The 17,159-nt window shown below is 70.0% G+C and carries 15 protein-coding genes; 10 read left to right on the top strand and 5 right to left on the bottom strand.

Features of this window, described 5'->3' with window-relative positions:
- Positions 1 to 34 precede the first annotated feature (34 nt).
- The 6 genes from sucB (at position 35) to IOD16_RS04755 (ending at position 5,922) form a co-directional block, all read left to right on the top strand.
- The gene (sucB, locus tag IOD16_RS04780; RefSeq protein WP_201439038.1) at positions 35 to 1,828 is read left to right on the top strand and encodes a 2-oxoglutarate dehydrogenase, E2 component, dihydrolipoamide succinyltransferase; all 1,794 of its coding nucleotides are present in this window, start codon (positions 35 to 37) and stop codon (positions 1,826 to 1,828) included.
- 455 nt (positions 1,829 to 2,283) lie between these two features.
- A complete protein-coding gene (locus IOD16_RS04775; RefSeq protein ID WP_201439037.1) occupies positions 2,284 to 3,168 on the top strand; it encodes a TIGR01777 family oxidoreductase in 885 nt (294 codons plus the stop codon).
- Positions 3,165 to 3,764: a phosphatase PAP2 family protein gene (locus IOD16_RS04770; protein ID WP_123743478.1), complete on the top strand. Its 600-nt coding sequence runs from the start codon at positions 3,165 to 3,167 to the stop codon at positions 3,762 to 3,764. The genes IOD16_RS04775 and IOD16_RS04770 overlap by 4 nt, the downstream gene beginning before the upstream one ends.
- Positions 3,751 to 4,494 carry a lipoyl(octanoyl) transferase LipB gene (lipB, locus tag IOD16_RS04765; protein WP_201439036.1) on the top strand — a complete coding sequence of 248 codons (744 nt, stop codon included), beginning with the start codon at positions 3,751 to 3,753 and terminating at the stop codon, positions 4,492 to 4,494. The genes IOD16_RS04770 and lipB overlap by 14 nt, the downstream gene beginning before the upstream one ends.
- 59 nt (positions 4,495 to 4,553) lie before the next feature.
- A complete protein-coding gene (locus tag IOD16_RS04760) occupies positions 4,554 to 5,441 on the top strand; it encodes a hypothetical protein (RefSeq protein WP_201439035.1) in 888 nt (295 codons plus the stop codon).
- A 10-nt stretch (positions 5,442 to 5,451) separates the two neighbouring features.
- Entirely contained in the window at positions 5,452 to 5,922 is a 471-nt protein-coding gene (locus IOD16_RS04755; protein WP_123743481.1) for an ArsR/SmtB family transcription factor, read from the top strand.
- Here IOD16_RS04755 and IOD16_RS04750 read toward each other — a convergent pair.
- Together IOD16_RS04750 and IOD16_RS04745 are read right to left on the bottom strand one after the other, a co-directional pair.
- Positions 5,907 to 6,839 carry an LLM class F420-dependent oxidoreductase gene (locus IOD16_RS04750; RefSeq protein WP_201439034.1) on the bottom strand — a complete coding sequence of 311 codons (933 nt, stop codon included), beginning with the start codon at positions 6,837 to 6,839 and terminating at the stop codon, positions 5,907 to 5,909. The genes IOD16_RS04755 and IOD16_RS04750 overlap by 16 nt on opposite strands.
- A gap of 48 nt (positions 6,840 to 6,887) precedes the next feature.
- On the bottom strand, positions 6,888 to 7,541 hold the full coding sequence (locus IOD16_RS04745; protein ID WP_236595115.1) for a TetR/AcrR family transcriptional regulator: 654 nt from the start codon (positions 7,539 to 7,541) through the stop codon (positions 6,888 to 6,890).
- Positions 7,542 to 7,672: 131 nt separating this feature from the next.
- Between IOD16_RS04745 and IOD16_RS04740 the strand changes: the two genes are divergently transcribed.
- Genes IOD16_RS04740 through lipA form a run of 3 tightly spaced genes read left to right on the top strand, consistent with a single transcriptional unit; the run spans position 7,673 to position 10,114 of the window.
- The gene (locus IOD16_RS04740; RefSeq protein WP_201439033.1) at positions 7,673 to 8,131 is read left to right on the top strand and encodes a hypothetical protein; all 459 of its coding nucleotides are present in this window, start codon (positions 7,673 to 7,675) and stop codon (positions 8,129 to 8,131) included.
- A 21-nt stretch (positions 8,132 to 8,152) separates the two neighbouring features.
- Complete coding sequence (locus tag IOD16_RS04735; RefSeq protein ID WP_201439032.1) at positions 8,153 to 9,094, top strand: oxidoreductase; 942 nt, start codon at positions 8,153 to 8,155, stop codon at positions 9,092 to 9,094.
- 15 nt (positions 9,095 to 9,109) lie between these two features.
- Complete coding sequence (gene lipA, locus IOD16_RS04730; protein ID WP_201439030.1) at positions 9,110 to 10,114, top strand: lipoyl synthase; 1,005 nt, start codon at positions 9,110 to 9,112, stop codon at positions 10,112 to 10,114.
- Here lipA and IOD16_RS04725 read toward each other — a convergent pair.
- The 3 genes from IOD16_RS04725 to IOD16_RS04715 all read right to left on the bottom strand — a co-directional run bounded on the left by IOD16_RS04725 (position 10,089) and on the right by IOD16_RS04715 (position 15,840).
- The gene (locus IOD16_RS04725; protein WP_201439025.1) at positions 10,089 to 11,120 is read right to left on the bottom strand and encodes a saccharopine dehydrogenase family protein; all 1,032 of its coding nucleotides are present in this window, start codon (positions 11,118 to 11,120) and stop codon (positions 10,089 to 10,091) included. The genes lipA and IOD16_RS04725 overlap by 26 nt on opposite strands.
- 24 nt (positions 11,121 to 11,144) lie before the next feature.
- Positions 11,145 to 11,435 carry a hypothetical protein gene (locus IOD16_RS04720; protein WP_201439017.1) on the bottom strand — a complete coding sequence of 97 codons (291 nt, stop codon included), beginning with the start codon at positions 11,433 to 11,435 and terminating at the stop codon, positions 11,145 to 11,147.
- A gap of 88 nt (positions 11,436 to 11,523) precedes the next feature.
- Positions 11,524 to 15,840, bottom strand: a complete 4,317-nt coding sequence (locus IOD16_RS04715; RefSeq protein ID WP_201439016.1) for a wHTH domain-containing protein — start codon at positions 15,838 to 15,840, stop codon at positions 11,524 to 11,526.
- A gap of 755 nt (positions 15,841 to 16,595) precedes the next feature.
- Between IOD16_RS04715 and IOD16_RS04710 the strand changes: the two genes are divergently transcribed.
- Positions 16,596 to 17,102 (top strand): TIGR04141 family sporadically distributed protein, encoded by a 507-nt coding sequence (locus IOD16_RS04710; protein WP_201439015.1) that lies wholly within the window; start codon positions 16,596 to 16,598, stop codon positions 17,100 to 17,102.
- Positions 17,103 to 17,159: the final 57 nt, after the last annotated feature.

The following is a 17,159-nucleotide window of genomic DNA, read 5'->3' as shown; positions in this document are numbered from 1 at the left end:
GATCCCCGACCCACGCACGAGGAGTCAGCGAACGATGGCCTTCTCCGTCCAAATGCCCGCACTCGGCGAGAGCGTCACCGAGGGCACGGTCACCCGCTGGTTGAAGCAGGAGGGTGACCGCGTCGAGGTCGACGAGCCCTTGCTGGAGGTGTCGACCGACAAGGTCGACACCGAGATCCCGTCCCCCGCGGCGGGTGTGCTCCAGAAGATCGTCGCCCAGGAGGACGAGACCGTCGAGGTCGGCGCCGAGCTCGCCGTCATCGGTGACGGTGCCGACTCCGGTGCCTCGTCCTCGTCCTCCGACTCGTCCGCTGGTGAAGCGGTCGCGCCGGCCGAGGAGGCGCAGCCCGAACCGCAGTCCGAGCCGGAGCCGCAGGCCCAGCCTGAAGCGCAGGCCGAGCCGCAGGCCGAAGCGCAGCCCGAGCCGCAGGCCTCGTCCCAGGCCGAGGGCACCCCGGTGACCATGCCCGCGTTGGGCGAGAGCGTCACCGAAGGCACCGTGACCCGCTGGCTCAAGGCCGTCGGCGACTCGGTCGAGGTCGACGAGCCGCTGCTGGAGGTGTCGACCGACAAGGTCGACACCGAGATCCCGTCGCCGGTGGCGGGCACCCTGCTGGAGATCACCGCCGGCGAGGACGAGACCGTCGAGGTCGGCGGTCAGCTCGCGGTGGTCGGCTCGGGCTCCCCCGCGCCCGCCGCGAAGGAAGCGCCCAAGCCCGCGCCCGCTCCGCAGCAGGAAGCCCCGCAGCAGGAGGCGCCGAAGCAGGAGGCGCCGGCTCCGAAGCAGGAAGCGCCCAAGCAGGAGGCGCCGGCACCCAAGCAGGAAGCGCCCAAGCAGGAAGCGCCCGCGCCGAAGCAGGAGGCTGAGGACTCCTCGGCCAACGGCGCGCCCTACGTGACGCCGCTGGTGCGCAAGCTCGCGTCGGAGAACGGCATCGACCTCGCCACGCTCAAGGGCACCGGCGTCGGCGGCCGGATCCGCAAGCAGGACGTGCTGGCGGCGGTCGAGGCCAAGAAGGCCCCGAAGGAAGAGCCGAAGCCGGCTGCGGCGTCGACCTCCGCGCCCGCCCAGCGGGTCGCGTCCGCCCCGGCGGACACCAGCGGCAAGCGCGGCACGGTGCAGAAGCTGCCCCGGCTGCGGCAGATCGTCGCCCAGCGCACGCGTGAGTCGCTGCAGGTCTCGGCGCAGCTCACCCAGGTGTTCGAGGTGGACGTCACCAAGATCGCCCGGCTGCGCAACAAGGCCAAGGCCGCGTTCGAGCAGCGCGAGGGCACGAAGCTGACGTTCCTGCCCTTCTTCGCCAAGGCGGCGGTCGAGGCGCTCAAGCAGCACCCGGTGCTGAACGCGTCGATCGACGAAGAGAAGAAGGAGATCGTCTACCACGGCGCCGAGCACCTGGGCATCGCGATCGACACCGAGCGTGGCCTGCTGAACGCGGTCATCGCGAACGCGGGCGACCTGAACCTGGCCGGCCTGTCGCACAAGATCGGCGACCTGGCGGCGCGGGCCCGGGGCAACAAGCTCACGCCCGACGAGCTGACCGGCGGCACGTTCTCGCTGACCAACCTGGGCAGCAACGGCGCGCTGTTCGACACGCCGATCATCCAGCAGCCGCAGGTCGGCATCCTGGGTGTGGGCGTGGTCAAGAAGCGCCCGGTGGTGATCACGGACGAGAACGGCGACGACACCATCGCCATCCGGTCCATGGCGTACCTGGCGCTGACCTACGACCACCGGCTGGTCGACGGCGCCGACGCCGGTCGGTTCCTCACGACCGTGAAGAACCGGCTCGAAGAGGGCTCGTTCGAGGCGGACCTCGGTCTCTGAGTTCCCCGTCGGGGTTTGTTCGAGAAGTTCGCTGAAGGCCGCTCCCGGTTCGCCGAGGGCGGCCTTCGGTGTGGAGCAGCTCGAAGAGCTGAAGTCGAAGATCAAGAACCAAAAACTGGAAGAGTCCTCGCCGGACGGGCAGATCAGCAGGATGACAGGGACTGGGTGGTGATGCGCCGGGTCCGTTGTGGGTCGGGGTTCGTGTCATCCCACCGACCTCCCTACGGGCTACCACACGTATCAAGGGGGCGGCATCGGTGAATGCCGCGGGTAGTGCTGGACAAGCCCCCTTGACACGCGCGGTAGGGCGGAGCCAGGTCGGCGGGATGACACGAAGCCCTTCCATGGGGAAGGAGGGTGTGGTGGGCCCTCGGTGCGAAGGGTGATCACCTGGGTGGTGTGGGTGACACGTTCGCCGCTGTGCAACTGGGCGCGTGCTGCGAGACGATCAAGGCATGCGTGTTGTGGTCGCGGGATCGTCGGGCTTGATCGGCACCAGTGTGGTTGCCGCGTTGCGCGGTGCCGGGCACGAGGTCCTGCGGTTGGTTCGGCGGCGGCCCTCGGCGCCCGATGAGCGTGGTTGGGACCCGCCGGCCGGGCGGATCGACGTGGGTGCGCTGGACGGTGTGGACGCGGTGGTCAACCTCTGCGGGGCGGGGGTCGCGGACAAGCGGTGGAGTGACGCGCGCAAGCAGGTGTTGCTGGACAGCCGCACGGTGCCGACCGAGGTGTTGGCGGCAGCGGTGGCGGGGCACGGGGTTCCGGTGCTGGTCAACGCCAGTGCGATCGGGTACTACGGCGACACCGGTGACGAGGTCGTGGACGAGACCAGTCCCTCGGGCACTGGGTTCCTGGCGGAGTTGTGCCGCCAGTGGGAGGCGGCGACCGAGGCCGCGGATGATCACGCGCGGGTGGTGAGGATGCGCACGGGGTTGGTCATCAGTCCCGCCGGCGGGTTGTTCGGGAAGATCAAGCCGTTGTTCACGGTCTTCCTGGGTGGGCGGCTCGGTGACGGGCGGCAGTACATGCCGTGGATCTCGTTGGACGACGCCGTCGCGGCCATCCGGTTCCTGGTGGAGAACGACGTGTCGGGGCCGGTGAACGTCACCGCGCCCAGTCCGGTGACCAATGCCGAGTTCACCCGGACGGTGGGTCATGCGCTGCACCGGCCGACACCGTGGGTGGCGCCGGCGTTCGCGTTGAAGGCGGTGCTGGGCGAGGTGGCCGAGGAAGGGCTGCTGGCCGGTCAGCGGGCCGTGCCCAGGGTGTTGGAGCAGCGCGGCTTCCAGTTCCTGCACCCCGCGCTCGGTGCGGCCGTGGCGGCGGCCGTCGAGAGGTGATCGGCACGCTGATCGGCCTCGTGCTGGCACTCGCCTCGGTGGTGCTGGGCCTCACCGTCCGGCACGCGCCGCCGGCGCTCGACGAAGGGCTGCGGCAGGACGCGGTGGAGTTGGGCGCCGGGTTCGTGCACGCGTCGACGGTGGTGAGCTTCGTGCTCAGCCCCGGGTTGGCGACGATCGCGCTGGTCTCGCTGGCGTTGCGCGCGTTCCTGGCGAAAGACCTGCTGCTGGCGCGGTGCGCCGTCCTGTTGGCGGTGTGCTGGTCGACGGTGTTCGCCCGGTACTGGTACCAGCGGGTCCGGCCGATCGAGTTCCCGAAGTGGGCCTACCCGAGCGGGCACGTCACGGCGGTCACGGCGGTCGCGTTCACGGCCGTGGTGCTGTGCGCGTGGCTGGCCCGCCGGCACCTGAGGCTGGCGGTGGTGGCGGGGTGCGCGGCGGTGCTCGTGACGGCGGCCAGCCGGGTGGTGCTGGAGATGCACTGGTTCACCGACACGGTGGGCGCGGTGCTGGCGGTGGTCGGGGTCGGGCTGGTCGTCTCCCGTGCCCTGGGGTTGGTGCCCGTGGGCGTAGTGTCGAGACGTGAGCAGTCCTGACCTTTCCTGCCGCACCTCGACGGACCCGATCGAGGTGCGCGAGCTGGGCACCATCGACTACCTGGCCGCGTGGGAGCTGCAACGGGAGCTCGCCGAGGCCCGCGCGGACGGCGCGATCGGCGACACGGTGTTGCTGCTGGAGCACCCGCCCGTCTACACGTGCGGCCGGCGCACCGAACCCGAGGAGCGACCGAAGGGCGGCGACGTCCCGGTCATCGACGTGGACCGGGGCGGCAAGATCACCTGGCACGGTCCGGGGCAGCTGGTCGGCTACCCGATCGTGGGGTTGGCCGAACCGTTGGACGTGGTGCAGTACGTGCGGCGGTTGGAACAGGCGTTGATCCACGTGTGCGATCAGCTGGGCGTGCGCACGGGCCGGGTCGAAGGCCGCAGCGGCGTGTGGATCCCGGCCGACGAGCGGGGCGGGGAGCGCAAGGTCGCGGCGATCGGCATCCGGGTGCAGCGGGGCGTCACCATGCACGGATTCGAGATCAACTGCGACGCCGACCTGGCCGCGTTCGGCGACATCATCCCGTGTGGCATCCGGGACGCGGGCGTGGCGTCGCTGTCGCGGGAGCTGGGGCGCGAGGTGACCGTGGCCGAGGTGCTGCCGCTGGCGCGCCAGGCCGTGATCGACGCGCTGAACGGCGACCTGCCGTTGACCGAGCGCACGCTGGCGCGGGAGCAGCCGGTGGCGGCCGGGGTGACGTTCGCCGTCCAGACGGGCTGACAAGGCGAGCATCCCTCCTTAGTATTCCGTAATTACGGATTATTGGAGGGAGATTCGTCGTGCCCCTGACTCGACGCACTCTGTTCCGGGCATGCGGGGTGGCCGGCGCCGCCACGGTGCTGCCCACGGCCGGCGCGGCGGCGGCGCCGGACGACTGGCTGGGCTGGTTGCGCGCCAACCGGCGGCACGTGGCGCTGGTGCTGGACGACGGGCGTGGCGGTCGGGTCTCGCACCGGCCGCACGAGCCGCAGCCGTTGGCGGCGGTGCGGATGGTCGCGCACCTCGCCGAGTACGCGAAGGGCTCCGTCGACCCGGACGAGCGGGTGCGCGTCGCGGACTGGGAGCAGTACTACGTGGGTCTCGACGGTGGCGCGCACCGGGCGGCGTTGCGGGAGTTGGGCCTCCGGTGCACGAACGGCGTCACGGCGGACGACCCGCAGCGGTTCGTGACCGTGGGCGACCTGGTGTCGGTGGTCGTCCGGCACGGCGACTACGCGGCCGGGGACTGGCTGCGCGGTCGGCTGGGCGTGGCGGTGCCGGCGTTCGCGGCCGAGGTGGTGCGGTTCGTGCTCGGGCGGCCGGTGGAGGTCGAGCGGTACCTGGGCGATCCGCGGCTGCGGCTCGAAGTGCTCGGGAAGCTGTCCGACGTGCCCCGGACGTACGAGGGGCGACGCCCGTGGGCCCGGGAGACGTGGGCGGGCACGGCCGCGGACGTGCACCGGAGCTGCCGGGAGGCGGCCCGCGGCGTGATGGTCGGGTCGCTGCCGGGGATCGTCACGGTCGGCGTCGGCGTGCGGTGGGACGACGGCCGGATGGGCAGCGCGGCGGTGCTGACCAGGGAGGTCGACGAGGCGTGGTCCGCGCGGGCCGGCGAGCTCGCGGGGCTGGTCCGGACGGCCCTGCTGGAGCCCGCTGTCCTGCGGGAATTCCACGTGAGCCTCTCGTAGGATCACCGCGATGGACCTGGTGCAGCGACTTGCCGAGCTGGAGCAGCGCGTGGCCGCGCTGGAGGGCGACGAGCGGGAGGCGCGTCCGTCGGACGGGACCGACGGCGGCGCGTTCGGCTACGGCGGGCAGGTCGCGCTGGGCGACGGCCAGGTCTCGTGGCAGATCGACGTGACGCCGGAGCGCGCGCTGTCGTTGCCCGACCGGCCGCGGATCGAAGTGCTGTCCGCGTTGGCGCACCCGGTTCGGGTGGAGATCGTGCGCACGCTGCTCGCCCGGGGCGCCCAGCCCGCGACGGCGTTGCAGGAGGCCGCCCGGCTCGGGTCGACCGGCCAGCTCTACCACCACCTGAAGGCGTTGACCGGGTCCGGCCTGGTGGAGCAGGACAAGCGCGGGACCTACCGGCTGCGGTCCGCCGCGACCGTGCCCGTGCTCGTCCTGCTCACCGCCGCCTCGGACGTGGCGGGTCAGCTGCGCAGCTGAGGCGCGACGGCCTCCGCGATCAGCTCGACGTGGTCGAGGTCGGCCAGGTCGAGGACCTGGAGGTAGGCCCGGCTGATGCCGGTGCGCCCGCGCCACGCGCCGAGCTTGTCGACCACCTCGTCCGGCGTGCCGGCCAGGCCGTTCTCGCGCAGTTCGGCCACCTCGCGGCCGATCGCGGCGGCCCGGCGGGCGACCTCGGCGTCGTCCCGGCCCACGCACACCACCAGGGCCGCGGAGCGGGTGATCTCCTTCGGGTCGCGGCCGATGTCCGCGCACGCCGCGTCCACCCGGGCCAGCACCTCGACGGCGTTGTCCACCGGCTGGAACGGCAGGTTGAACTCGTCGGCGAACCGCGCCGCGAGCGCCGGGGTGCGCTTGCGGCCCGTGCCGCCGACCAGCACCGGGATCCGGTCCACGGGCTTGGGCAGCGCCGGCGAGTCCGCCAGGGTGTAGTGCTTGCCGGCGAAGTCGTAGGTCTGGCCGACCGGTGTGCGCCAGAGGCCGGTGATGACCTCCAGCTGCTCCTCGTACCGCTCGAAGCGCTCGACCGTGGACGGGAACGGCAGGCCGTAGGCGGTGTGCTCGGCCTCGAACCACCCCGCGCCGAAGCCGAACTCGACCCGGCCGCCGGACATCTGGTCCACCTGCGCCACGGAGATGGCCAGCGGGCCGGGGTGGCGGAAGGTGGCCGCGGTCATCAGCGTGCCGAGTCGGATCGTGCTGGTGTCGCGGGCGAGGCCGGCGAGCGTGATCCAGGCGTCGGTGGGGCCGGGCAGGCCGTCGCCGTCACCCATCTTGAGGTAGTGGTCGGAGCGGAAGAACGCGCTGTAGCCGGCCGCCTCGGCGGTGCGCGCCACCGCCAGCAACTGGTCGTAGGAGGCCCCTTGCTGGGGCTCGGTGAAGATGCGGAGGTCCACCGCGACGACGCTAGTCGGCCGTGCCGGAGGGCCGCGATCCGAGCGTCTTCACCGGCGGCGTGACCGCGAGCGCTTCTCCTCGACCGGCGGGGCGTCGACGCCGGCCGGGACGGGCGTGACCCGCAGGCCTTCGACGACGCGGACGATGGTGCGCTCCACCTCGGCGCTGGCCTTGCGCGGGTCCGAGGCGCCGGCGATGGTGCTGGCGCCCGCCGAGAGCGCCCCGAACAGCAGGCGGCTCATCGTCTCCACCGGCAGCTGCACCAGCTCGCCGGACGTGACCAAGACCTCGATCGTGGAGCGCAGCAAGCCGTAGCTGAAGTGCTCCTCGGCCTCGCGCCAGCGCTCCCAGCCCATCACCACCGGCGCCTCGTGGATCACGATCCGCTGGTAGGCGGGCTCCAGGCAGACCCGCACGTACGCGCGCAGGCCCGCGATGGCGGTCTCCCACGGGTCGCCGGGCGCGCTGACGATCTCGCCGAGCTTCTCGATGAACTTGGTCTCCACCGAGTCGAAGGCGGCCTCGAACAACGCCTGCTTGCCGCTGAAGTGGTGGTAGAGCGCGCCCTTGGTGAGGCGTGCCCGTTTCGCCACCTCGTCGAGCGAAGTGCCCGCGTACCCCCGTTTGGTGAACAGCTCGACGGCACTGTCCACGAGGGCCTGCCTCGTCGACTCCGAGTAGTCCAACCGCCTAGACCGCACTGTCACCACGTTCACAACGGTACGACATACCGCCGGTACGTACTCGTGGTATGTTCGCCTCATCGGCCATACCGACGGTATGCCACAGACCTGAGGTATGACGCCGGTCACCACGAGAGGAGGGCGTGATCATGAGTTGGTCCGACTTCTACCGACGGCGCGACGCTCTGGACGCCGTGCTCCGCGCCGCGGCGGGGGACCCCGCGGCGCCCCTGGCGGTCGACCACGACCTGTTCGCCACCGAGGACGAGCTGCTCCTGGCGTTGCACTACCGCTGGATGCAGCAGCTCACCGGGCGGCTCGGCGCGGCGCTGGAGGACAGCGACGACGACCGCGTAGAAACCGTCGCCCGCACGTGGCGCGCACTGGCCGCCGAGCAGCCGGTGTTGCGCGCGGTGCTGGACGCGCACCTGACGTCCACCGAGGCGGTCGAGCGCGAGCAGCGCATGCTGGCCCTCACGGCGGGCCTGGCGGAGCTGTCCGAGCCCCGCGCGGAGATCGCCCGCGTCGGCGCGGCGTTCGCGCGCCTGCTGCGCAGCCGGCCGGCCGTCGTGGCGGGCGGGCACCGCGGGCTCGCCAAGAGCGCCTGACCCCCTGGTAGGTATTGACCCATGCCGAAGTGGAACGCCCGGAAATGGGACACCGCGGACATCCCGGACCAGAGCGGGCGCACCGCGCTGGTCACCGGGGCGAACTCGGGCCTCGGCCTGCGCACCGCCGAGGTGCTGGCGGGCAAGGGGGCGCACGTCCTGCTGGCCTGCCGGTCCCCCGAACGCGGGGAGCGGGCCCTGCGACGCGTGCTCGCCACCGGTGGCAAGGCCGAGCTGGTGCCGTTGGACCTGGCCGACCTGTCCTCGGTCCGCACGGCCGCGGCACTGGTGCGCGACCGCACCGGTGACGCGCTCGACGTGCTGGTGAACAACGCGGGCGTGATGGCCGTGCCGCTGGGGCGCACGGCCGACGGCTTCGAGCGCCAGTTCGGCACCAACCACCTCGGCCACGCCGCGCTGACGTGGCTGCTGATGCCCGCGTTGCGCACGCGGCCGGGCGCGCGCGTGGTCACCGTGTCCAGCCTGGCCCACCAGACGGGCAGGCTCGACCTGGCCGACCCGAACTACGAGGTGCGCCGATACGCGGCGTGGCGCGCCTACGGCCAGTCGAAGCTGGCGAACCTGCTGTTCATGCGGGAGCTGGACCGGCGCACCCGGGCGGCGAACCTGGACGTGACGTCCGTCGCGGCGCACCCCGGCGTCACGGCCACCGAGCTGAGCTCCACCATGGCCCGCGCCCAGGGAAACCCGCTGGTGGGCATCGGCGCCAAGATCAGCGACTTCTTCTCGCAACCGGTCGAGGTGGGGGCGTTGCCGCAGCTCTACGCGGCGACGTCGCCGAACGTCGAGCGGGGCGGCTACTACGGGCCGGACGGGTTCCGGGGCATGCGCGGCCACCCGGCGCCGGCGGGGTCGACGACGGCCGCCCGCGACGACCTCGCGGCCAGCCGGTTGTGGGACCTGACGGCCAAGCTCACGGGCGTCGCGCCCGACCCCTCGTGACGTAGGGTTGAAGCCGTGACCGTCGTACCTGAAGGTCGGAAGCTGCTGCGGCTGGAAGTCCGCAACAGCCAAACGCCCATCGAGAAGAAGCCCTCGTGGATCAAGACCAAGGCGAAGATGGGCCCCGAGTACCGGGAGCTCAAGGGCTTGGTCAAACGCGAGGGCCTGCACACGGTGTGCGAAGAGGCCGGTTGTCCCAACATCTACGAGTGCTGGGAAGACCGGGAGGCCACCTTCCTGATCGGTGGCGAGCAGTGCACCCGTCGCTGCGACTTCTGCCAGATCGACACCGGCAAGCCCGCCGACCTCGACCGCGATGAACCGCGGCGGGTGGCGGAGTCGGTGCAGGCCATGGGTCTGCGCTACTCGACCGTGACCGGCGTGGCGCGCGACGACCTGGAGGACGGCGGCGCGTGGCTGTACGCCGAGACCGTCCGCCAGATCCACGCGATGAACCCCGGCACCGGCGTGGAGCTGCTGATCCCGGACTTCAACGCGGTGCCGGAGCAGCTGGCCGAGGTGTTCTCGTCGCGGCCCGAGGTGCTGGCGCACAACCTGGAGACCGTGCCGCGCATCTTCAAGCGCATCCGGCCGGCGTTCCGCTACGAGCGGTCGCTGGAGGTCATCACCGCGGCCCGGGAAGCGGGCCTGGTGACCAAGTCCAACCTGATCCTGGGCATGGGCGAGACGCCGGACGAGGTCACCGAGGCGTTGAGCGACCTGCACGACGCGGGCTGCGAGATCATCACCATCACGCAGTACCTGCGGCCCTCGCCCCGGCACCACCCGGTGGAGCGGTGGGTGAAGCCGGAGGAGTTCGTGACGCACAAGGAGACCGCCGAGGGCATCGGGTTCTCCGGCGTCATGGCCGGTCCCCTGGTCCGCTCGTCCTACCGCGCCGGCCGGCTGTACGCGCAGGCCGTGCAGAAGCGCGGCGACGTGCTGCCGGAGAACCTGCGCCACCTGCTCGAGGCAGGCGGCGCGGCGCAGGAGATCACCTCACTGTTGTCGGCTCGCTGACCACCACGCCGTCCAGCGCTCGGACGTAGTCGGAACCGAACGCGCTGGACGGCGTGTGCGCACCGGGAGCCGTCCCGGCCAGGCGCCGGACCGCCTCGACCACCGAGTCCGCGGTGAGGTCGTAGGCGTTCGGCCCGGTGAGCGCGGCCCGCACCCGGCGCCCGTCGCCGTCCCAGACCTCGCCGAACACCTCGCAGCGGGTCCTGGCCCTCGTCGGGCCGCTCGGGCCGCCGATGCGCTTGGCCAGCGCCCGGCCGAGGCGTTGCGCCAGGTCGGTGCGCAGCAGCGGCGCGGTGAGCGGCTGGAGCTTGCCCAGCACGCCGGGGATCGTGGTGAACGTGGTGATGTTCGGGATGCCGGTGGACCGGTAGGCCGTGCTGACGTCACCCCACGGGATGGCGCCGACCTCCCTCGGCCGGTCGCGGAACTGCGCCGTGCGGCGGCGGTGGCCGAGCGGCACGCCGCGGATCTCACCGCCCACCCGCGCCCGTCCCCCACCGCCCGAGCCTTCGACGGCGGTCATCGCCGTGCCCGTGCTGGCGCCGCCCTGGACCACGAACGCGAGGTCGAGGTGCGTGGCCGTGGGCAGGGCGTCGTGCAGCATGGCGGCGATGCAGTCGGTCGGCACGACGTCGAACCCGGCGCCGGGCAGCAGCACCACACCGGCCCGCTTCGCTTCCTCGTCACGCCGGCTGACGGCCTCGAACACGTCGATCTCGCCGGTGATGTCGAGGTAGTGCGTCCTCGACTCCAGGCAGGCGTCCACCATCGGCCCCGAGGTCGCCGAGAACGGCCCGGCGCAGTGCGCCACCGCGTCCACGTCCTGCAGCGCCCCTGCCGCCTGGTCGAGCCCGAAGACCCGGTGCTCCAGGCCCAGCCGTTCGGCGAGGGGGCGGAGCTTCGCCGCGTCCCGCCCCGCCAGCACCGGCCGCAAGCCCCGTCGCACGGCCAGCTCGGCGACGAGCGTGCCGGTGAACCCGTAAGCGCCGTAAACCATCCACGTCATGCGCTAGAAGCTACTCGCAGGTAGCTAGGTGGACGACCTGCGCCGCACCACGACGCCCCCGACCACCAACAACGCGCCCAGCACCACGACCGGCGCCGCCCAGGCCAACCGCTCCATCCGCAACCGGCCGCAGATCTCGACGAACGCCGCGCCTTCCGCTTCGACCGCCACGGCGTCGAACCCCATGCCCACGCTGTTCCCGCAGGCGACCGAGACGCCTTCCGGCGTGTCGGTGGACAGCGGCAGGAGCATGATCAGCAACCCGGCCAGGAAGAACGCAACACCGACCACCGCGGTGACGACCCTGGGCGACATGTGAGGAAGTTACGTCTTCGCCACGCCGCGAGGTAGGGGGATGTCACATAGGGGGATCGGGTTAGCAGCCCCTAATGGGCCATCCAGCCTACGGGCGCGCGGTCGGCACCCGTGCGAGGAGTGCCTGCACCTCGACCGCCGGATCTGCGACCGTCAACCCGAGCGACTCCAACCGCCTCGCCACCTCGGTGACCGACAGCGAATGCTGCAACGCCTTACCGATCAACTGCCGGATCGGCACCCGCTCGCCGCAGTCCAGCCACACACCCCAGTCAGATCTTCTCAACAAGCCCAGGTCCCGTCCGACGTCGGGCACTTGGTGCCGATCCGACAGCACCGGAATGCCCAGTTCCTCCATCCTCTCCACCGCGCCTTGAAGAGGGTGAGGCGAGTCACGAATCGCCAAGAGAAGGTGCCCGATCGGCACTCCACCCTGCTGGACCAGTTGCGCAATGCGGCCCATATCATGCCTGAACAGCACGAAATCGAGTTCTGTTGCATCCTGGGGCAACCAGCTCAACTCCGGTTCGGCGAGACCCATGCGTTTGAGGCGGCCCATCGCCTCCGACAGCGGCACGGCCGCCCCCCTCGACCGGTCAACGAGTTGACGCAGGTAGAGATGAGGACTCAAGTCGTGCCAGCTGATTGCCCGTCCACTCGTCCCACCACCCAGCAGGTGCAGGTCGATTTCGTCGAATTCCTGCTCGACCGCCTGACGCGGCGGTACCTCGAAGCCCAATTCGCGGAGGCGGGCCGTCACCACAGCCGGTGTCGAGCCGACCTTCGACGCAAGGGTCACCACGGTCTCGATCGACACGGTTCGCGTGTAATAAGCGGAAACGGGTGATCCCACGACCGCAGTCACCAAGTTCGTGTCGAAGTCGTCGAGCCGGTCCGGCAGTTCCACTCCGACTTCGGGCGCCTGCCCGAGATCCACGAGCTTGTCCATGACTTGACTCGGAGCAAGTTCCCAGGACACGGCCAACAGAAGGATGACGCTTGCCGGCACACTGTCACCGATGGGGTCTGCCGCGGCAATCAGCAGCTCAGCTGCGGCTTGCGGTAGCTGAGCCGACCAGTCTACGAGGCCGTCGACAGTCGGCACGTCGAACCCCAGACGCTCCAGTCGCGATGCAACTGCGGGCAACGTCCAACCAAGTTTGTGGGCAGCCAGGTAGAGGTGTCGCTTGCGCACCGGCTGGTCAGGCTGGAGCCAAGGGCTTTGCGCGTTCAACTTGATGCTGACCAGGATGAGATCAGTTTCACTGAACCGCTGCACAGCACCGGACAGCTGGTTGGTCTCGAACGAGTACGCGGCGAGCCGCCGGAGGACTTCCGAAGTCGGTACCTTCGTGCGAAGCTGAGCCGCAATGAGGTGACCAAGTGGAACGGGATTCGAATCGCTCAACCACGGTGGCTTGCCGTTCAGACCACCGCTGAGCAGCAATGCGTCGATAGGTGACGCGGGACGGTTCGGAAACCGATCGGGATCTACCTCGTATCCGAGGACGGCCATACGTGAACTGGCCGCGCGGGGCGTCAACCCAAGACTGGAAGCCTTTGCGACAACATAACCCGGCGGCACTCGACGATTACCTCCAATACCGGTGATGCCGATGCTGCCAGCGCCAATCAGAACTGCGTCGGAAGGCATCGCCGGCAGCAGTTCCAAAGCCGACAACTCCGCAACGTCCGACACCACGTCACGACGGTGTGCGATCAGTCGCCACAGCACCAGGTGGTCGGGCATATTTCTCGGCACGAAACGATCCCAGAACCCGGATTGTCCACTTTCCCAATCACTGTCAGTCAGAGTGGAATCTGTTGGGAAGCAGCCAGTCACCGCAAGGTCAACGGACTTACCGTTGAAGTCCATTCGATGAGTGCGGTCGGCGGCTACTGCGGTGATCACGTCAGCGACACGCGTGCTGGTGCCGGCCACGCCGTACAGCCAGTCGAAGCTCAACAACGGCGCCTGGTCTTCCAGCAGGTCGGGAACCGCACCGCGCAGCAACTCCTCCACGTGACCAGATACGTCGTCCAAGACCCACTGGCGATCGACGGTCAACCGGGGTGTCCACTGCTTGGTCAGGTTGACGACCGCACCGCGGATGTCCGGCGAGTCGTCAAGAGTCGTGAGAACCCCCTGGCGATCGGCAGGCCGGACGTACAGCCCGTCGGCGAGGAGAGCGCCACCTCGCTCGCACCAGATGACCTGGCCGTTGTCCGCGGGCCGTGCCGGCACCAGCCGACCCGACACCTCGATGCCGTCCGTCTCGCCCGGTCGCCGGGACCGGGCGTGGAAGCGCTGCGGTTCCCACTCCGCGACCAGGCCATCGTGTTCCGCACGGGTGGTGAAGTCGGTGATCGCCAACAGTCGCTGGAGCACTTCGACGCACGAAGGGGCGTCTTCGCCCTCACGGAGGTAGAGCTTCACCTCGGTTCCCGGCCGATCGCCCCTGTCCGCCAAGTGCTTGATGCGGAACAGGTGGCCGGGCCCGGCGATGGCTACTTTCAGCAAGGCGCCAGGACTGTCGCCGTGCCGGCTCATGCGACATGTCGTCACTTCGATCTCGTCGGCGAGCATGAAGTAACTCATCACGCCGATGCCGAAACGACTGTTGGGGAACAGGCGCACACCGCGTTCAGCCCACTCCGCTTGCTCCTCGATGAACTCGGGACGGTCGGCGAAGCGTATTCCGGCTTGCGAGAAGACTTCCCGGAGTTCGGGCTCACCCATCCCGATGCCGTTGTCGGCACAGCGCAGGTAGTGCCGACCGTTCTCGTCGACACCTTGGTCGAACTCGATGGACCCGGACCAGTCCGACCGCCATCCGGCCTCCGCGCGGAACTCGTGGCGTGCCTGGCGGTATCGGCAGGCGTCGAGGGCGTTCTGGTACAGCTCCCGGATGGCGATCGACCGGTCGCCGTAGAGCTGTTCGCCCATCAACAGCTCGCGCACCCTCGTCTCGTCCAAGCGGAAGCGAGCCACGGGAACGGCGAAGACCGGCTTGCCGTCCGGCCGCAGAGCGGGTTCCACCCGGTCTGCGGAGGCGCGGGCGGGCAGCCGGAGCAGCGGCTGGAGAGTGACGTCGTTGTCGGCGGTGGCGTGCACCGCGCCAAGCACGACATCGGTGCGGGCGACGTGTTCGCGGAGAGCCTCCAGCACGGCCTCGTGGTGGCATTCCGCGACCAAGCCGAGGCCGATCGTCACCGGCGTCCACTCGGCCTCGTCGAGCGTCGCGCGCAACCGCTCCAGATCCACCGGCTCCGGGATGCCGAGGTGTTCGGCCAGGGTCGCCGGCAACGTCGTCGTCTCGATGGCCAGCGCGTGCGCCACCACGAGAAGCAGGCCGACCAGCCTCTCGCGCACGACCTGCTGGGCGACGCTCACCCCCAGGTGAGAGGCCGAGGCCACCAAGCCGAGACGATCGGGGTTGCGCAGGTCGTCGGGCGACAGCCGGAACAGGCGCACCAGCCGGTCGAGGGTCGTGACGAGCACCTTGGACAGCGCCCGGTCCTGGACCGGCATGTCCTGCAGCACGACCTTCGTCGACGCCCCTTCCGGACGACCGGACCTGCTGTCGATCCAGCGGTGGAACAGCCACCAGCCGATCTGCTCGGAGACACCGGTGCGGTCGAGGACGTCGCGGTGCTCCGTCCTCGCCACCAACCTCCGCTGTTGCTGGCCGGACAAGTACCTCTCGAACTGCGCACGGTCCGCATCCGGTTCCGGCTCGACGCCGAGGCTGGTCGGCGATACGTGGATCATCTCCGCCGCGGACCGCGCGGACTGGACCTCGTGCAGCATCGGGGTCAGCACGAGCAGCGCCGCTTCCACCGCGGAGAACCTCAACTCGTCGCCGGAGAGACCGACGGTGATCAGTCCGGACACGCGGGAGGTCATGCGCTCCACGAACGCGGGATCGAGCCACGGGTCACCGGCACAGACCCGGGTGGCTGCGGCGTAGTGCCCGGACAGGTGCTCGGCGACCGCCACGACCTGTGATCGAACGCGGTCCGGGTCGTTGACGCGATCCCACACCACGTGCCCCTCGGCGAGCGCCGCCCACGCATCGCGTGGCGGATTCGGCCGCGCGACGGCACGGCCGGTCACGGGCCGCTCCAGAGTGGCGTGACGTTCGCGCCAGAAGGCCTGGTCCGTCGTCAGTGACGGAAACCGCCGGTGGCGCTTCGCGTAGTCGGCGCATGCGTTCACCAAAGCGGAGACGATCGACCACGCCGGCGGTCTCTTCACCTTGCCGTTCAAGATCGCCGAGAGCTGGCTGTCGGAGACTCCGCAAGATGCCTCGAGGCTCTTGAGCGGCGGCTCGCCCGACTCGATCCACAACTGCCTCAGTCCGGCGCAGAACTCGCCGACCCCAGTGATGGGAACTGCGGCCATCCGGTGTTCTCCCCCTCCGGCACCATCCGGTGCCAGCCATCCTCACACCTGGTCCTACCAGGCCGAACCGTCCGAAGCCCGAGCCGTTCTCCGGTGTCGTCCGCAATCGGGGCCTACACCGACGTCATGCCGGAACCGTCGTCCTCACGTAACCGCGAGCAGGTGAGGAGACACCGTGAAGTTGTGGCTGGAGCTCATCACAGCAGTGCTGCAGGCCGCCGTGGCGACCTTGACCGTCACCGCCGCAATCCGTCGTGGTCGCGGACCGCGGCAAGACGATCACGACTGATCGTGACCGAAGACGGTATCCACGAGGCCAACCGGCGGTCACCGCACCATTGCGGTGACCGCCGGTTGACAGCAACTCGAGAGCGGCTCGCATTCACTCCGACGGGCTGTCCAGCCCGTCAGGACGAGCGGGTGTCCCGGTGCGCCGAACGGTCCCCGCGTGGCCGGGCCGATCAGTCGAACCATTCACCGCGCGGGATAGTTTCAGGAACTCTTCAGGCCGTGAACCGGGCAGTAAACGATAATCACTCGATCGAGTGACTTGCGCTCTGGTGACGCCACTCAATACGCCCAACTCCGCACCTCAGCGTACATCTCCGGCCACTCGGGACCTGTCGCCGCTCGGCTCAATCCGCTCACCGCTCGCCGACCGAGCCGCCCATTTCGCCCGATCAGGCGTCACGGTGAATGCACCGCATCGAACTCCGCCAGTCATTCCGCCGCCCGCTGAAGGAGCCCCGACCACCGTGCACAGCGTCGACGACCACACCCTGGTAACCGCTTTGGAACGCCGACTGGCCGCCGCGTTGGGCGGCAGCACCCGATTCGGCCGTTTGGGCCTCCACTGGCCCGCCGCCGCGGCGCGACGAGCCGCGGACACGGTCGCGTTCCGCACCAACGACGTGGGCGGCTACGGCCCGATCCCCCTCGACCGGACGCTGGACACCGCCACCGTCACCACCCGTTTCGCCAAGATCCCGGAATTCGCCAGGACCGACGAGCTCAGACAGTCCCGCTTGATCCCCTGCGCCGACCGGGAACTGGAAGAACTGCTCACCCCACCCATCCCGATGGACCACTGGGTCACCTTCGAAACCACCATCGCGGACCGCACCTACCGCCTCCACGAAGGCCGCTGGCACGACGTGGGTCAGGCGATCCCCACGAACACGGCCTTGTCGGAGCCGAAATCGGGCTGCAAGGTGATCTGGAGCTCCCCCGCCTGCGCACCGACGGCGAAAGCCATGTCGTAGGTGTGGTTCGACTCTGACGTTGATCGCAGCCACCTGACCAGGCGACGGACCTCGTCG

Source organism: Saccharothrix sp. 6-C (assembly GCF_016695385.1).
GTDB classification, from domain to species: Bacteria; Actinomycetota; Actinomycetes; order Mycobacteriales; family Pseudonocardiaceae; genus Actinosynnema; species Actinosynnema texasense.
Note: the sequence above shows the minus strand (reverse complement) of the source record. Positions and strands in the feature narration are given on the sequence as shown.

Bases quoted from the DNA above. Each gene is read 5' to 3' on its own strand.
- sucB (WP_201439038.1), top strand. From the start codon at position 35: ATGGCCTTCTCCGTCCAAATGCCCGCACTCGGCGAGAGCGTCACCGAG.
- IOD16_RS04775 (WP_201439037.1), top strand. From the start codon at position 2,284: ATGCGTGTTGTGGTCGCGGGATCGTCGGGCTTGATCGGCACCAGTGTG.
- IOD16_RS04755 (WP_123743481.1), top strand. From the start codon at position 5,452: ATGGACCTGGTGCAGCGACTTGCCGAGCTGGAGCAGCGCGTGGCCGCG.
- IOD16_RS04740 (WP_201439033.1), top strand. From the start codon at position 7,673: ATGAGTTGGTCCGACTTCTACCGACGGCGCGACGCTCTGGACGCCGTG.
- IOD16_RS04735 (WP_201439032.1), top strand. From the start codon at position 8,153: ATGCCGAAGTGGAACGCCCGGAAATGGGACACCGCGGACATCCCGGAC.
- IOD16_RS04725 (WP_201439025.1), bottom strand. From the start codon at position 11,120: ATGACGTGGATGGTTTACGGCGCTTACGGGTTCACCGGCACGCTCGTC.
- IOD16_RS04720 (WP_201439017.1), bottom strand. From the start codon at position 11,435: ATGTCGCCCAGGGTCGTCACCGCGGTGGTCGGTGTTGCGTTCTTCCTG.
- IOD16_RS04715 (WP_201439016.1), bottom strand. From the start codon at position 15,840: ATGGCCGCAGTTCCCATCACTGGGGTCGGCGAGTTCTGCGCCGGACTG.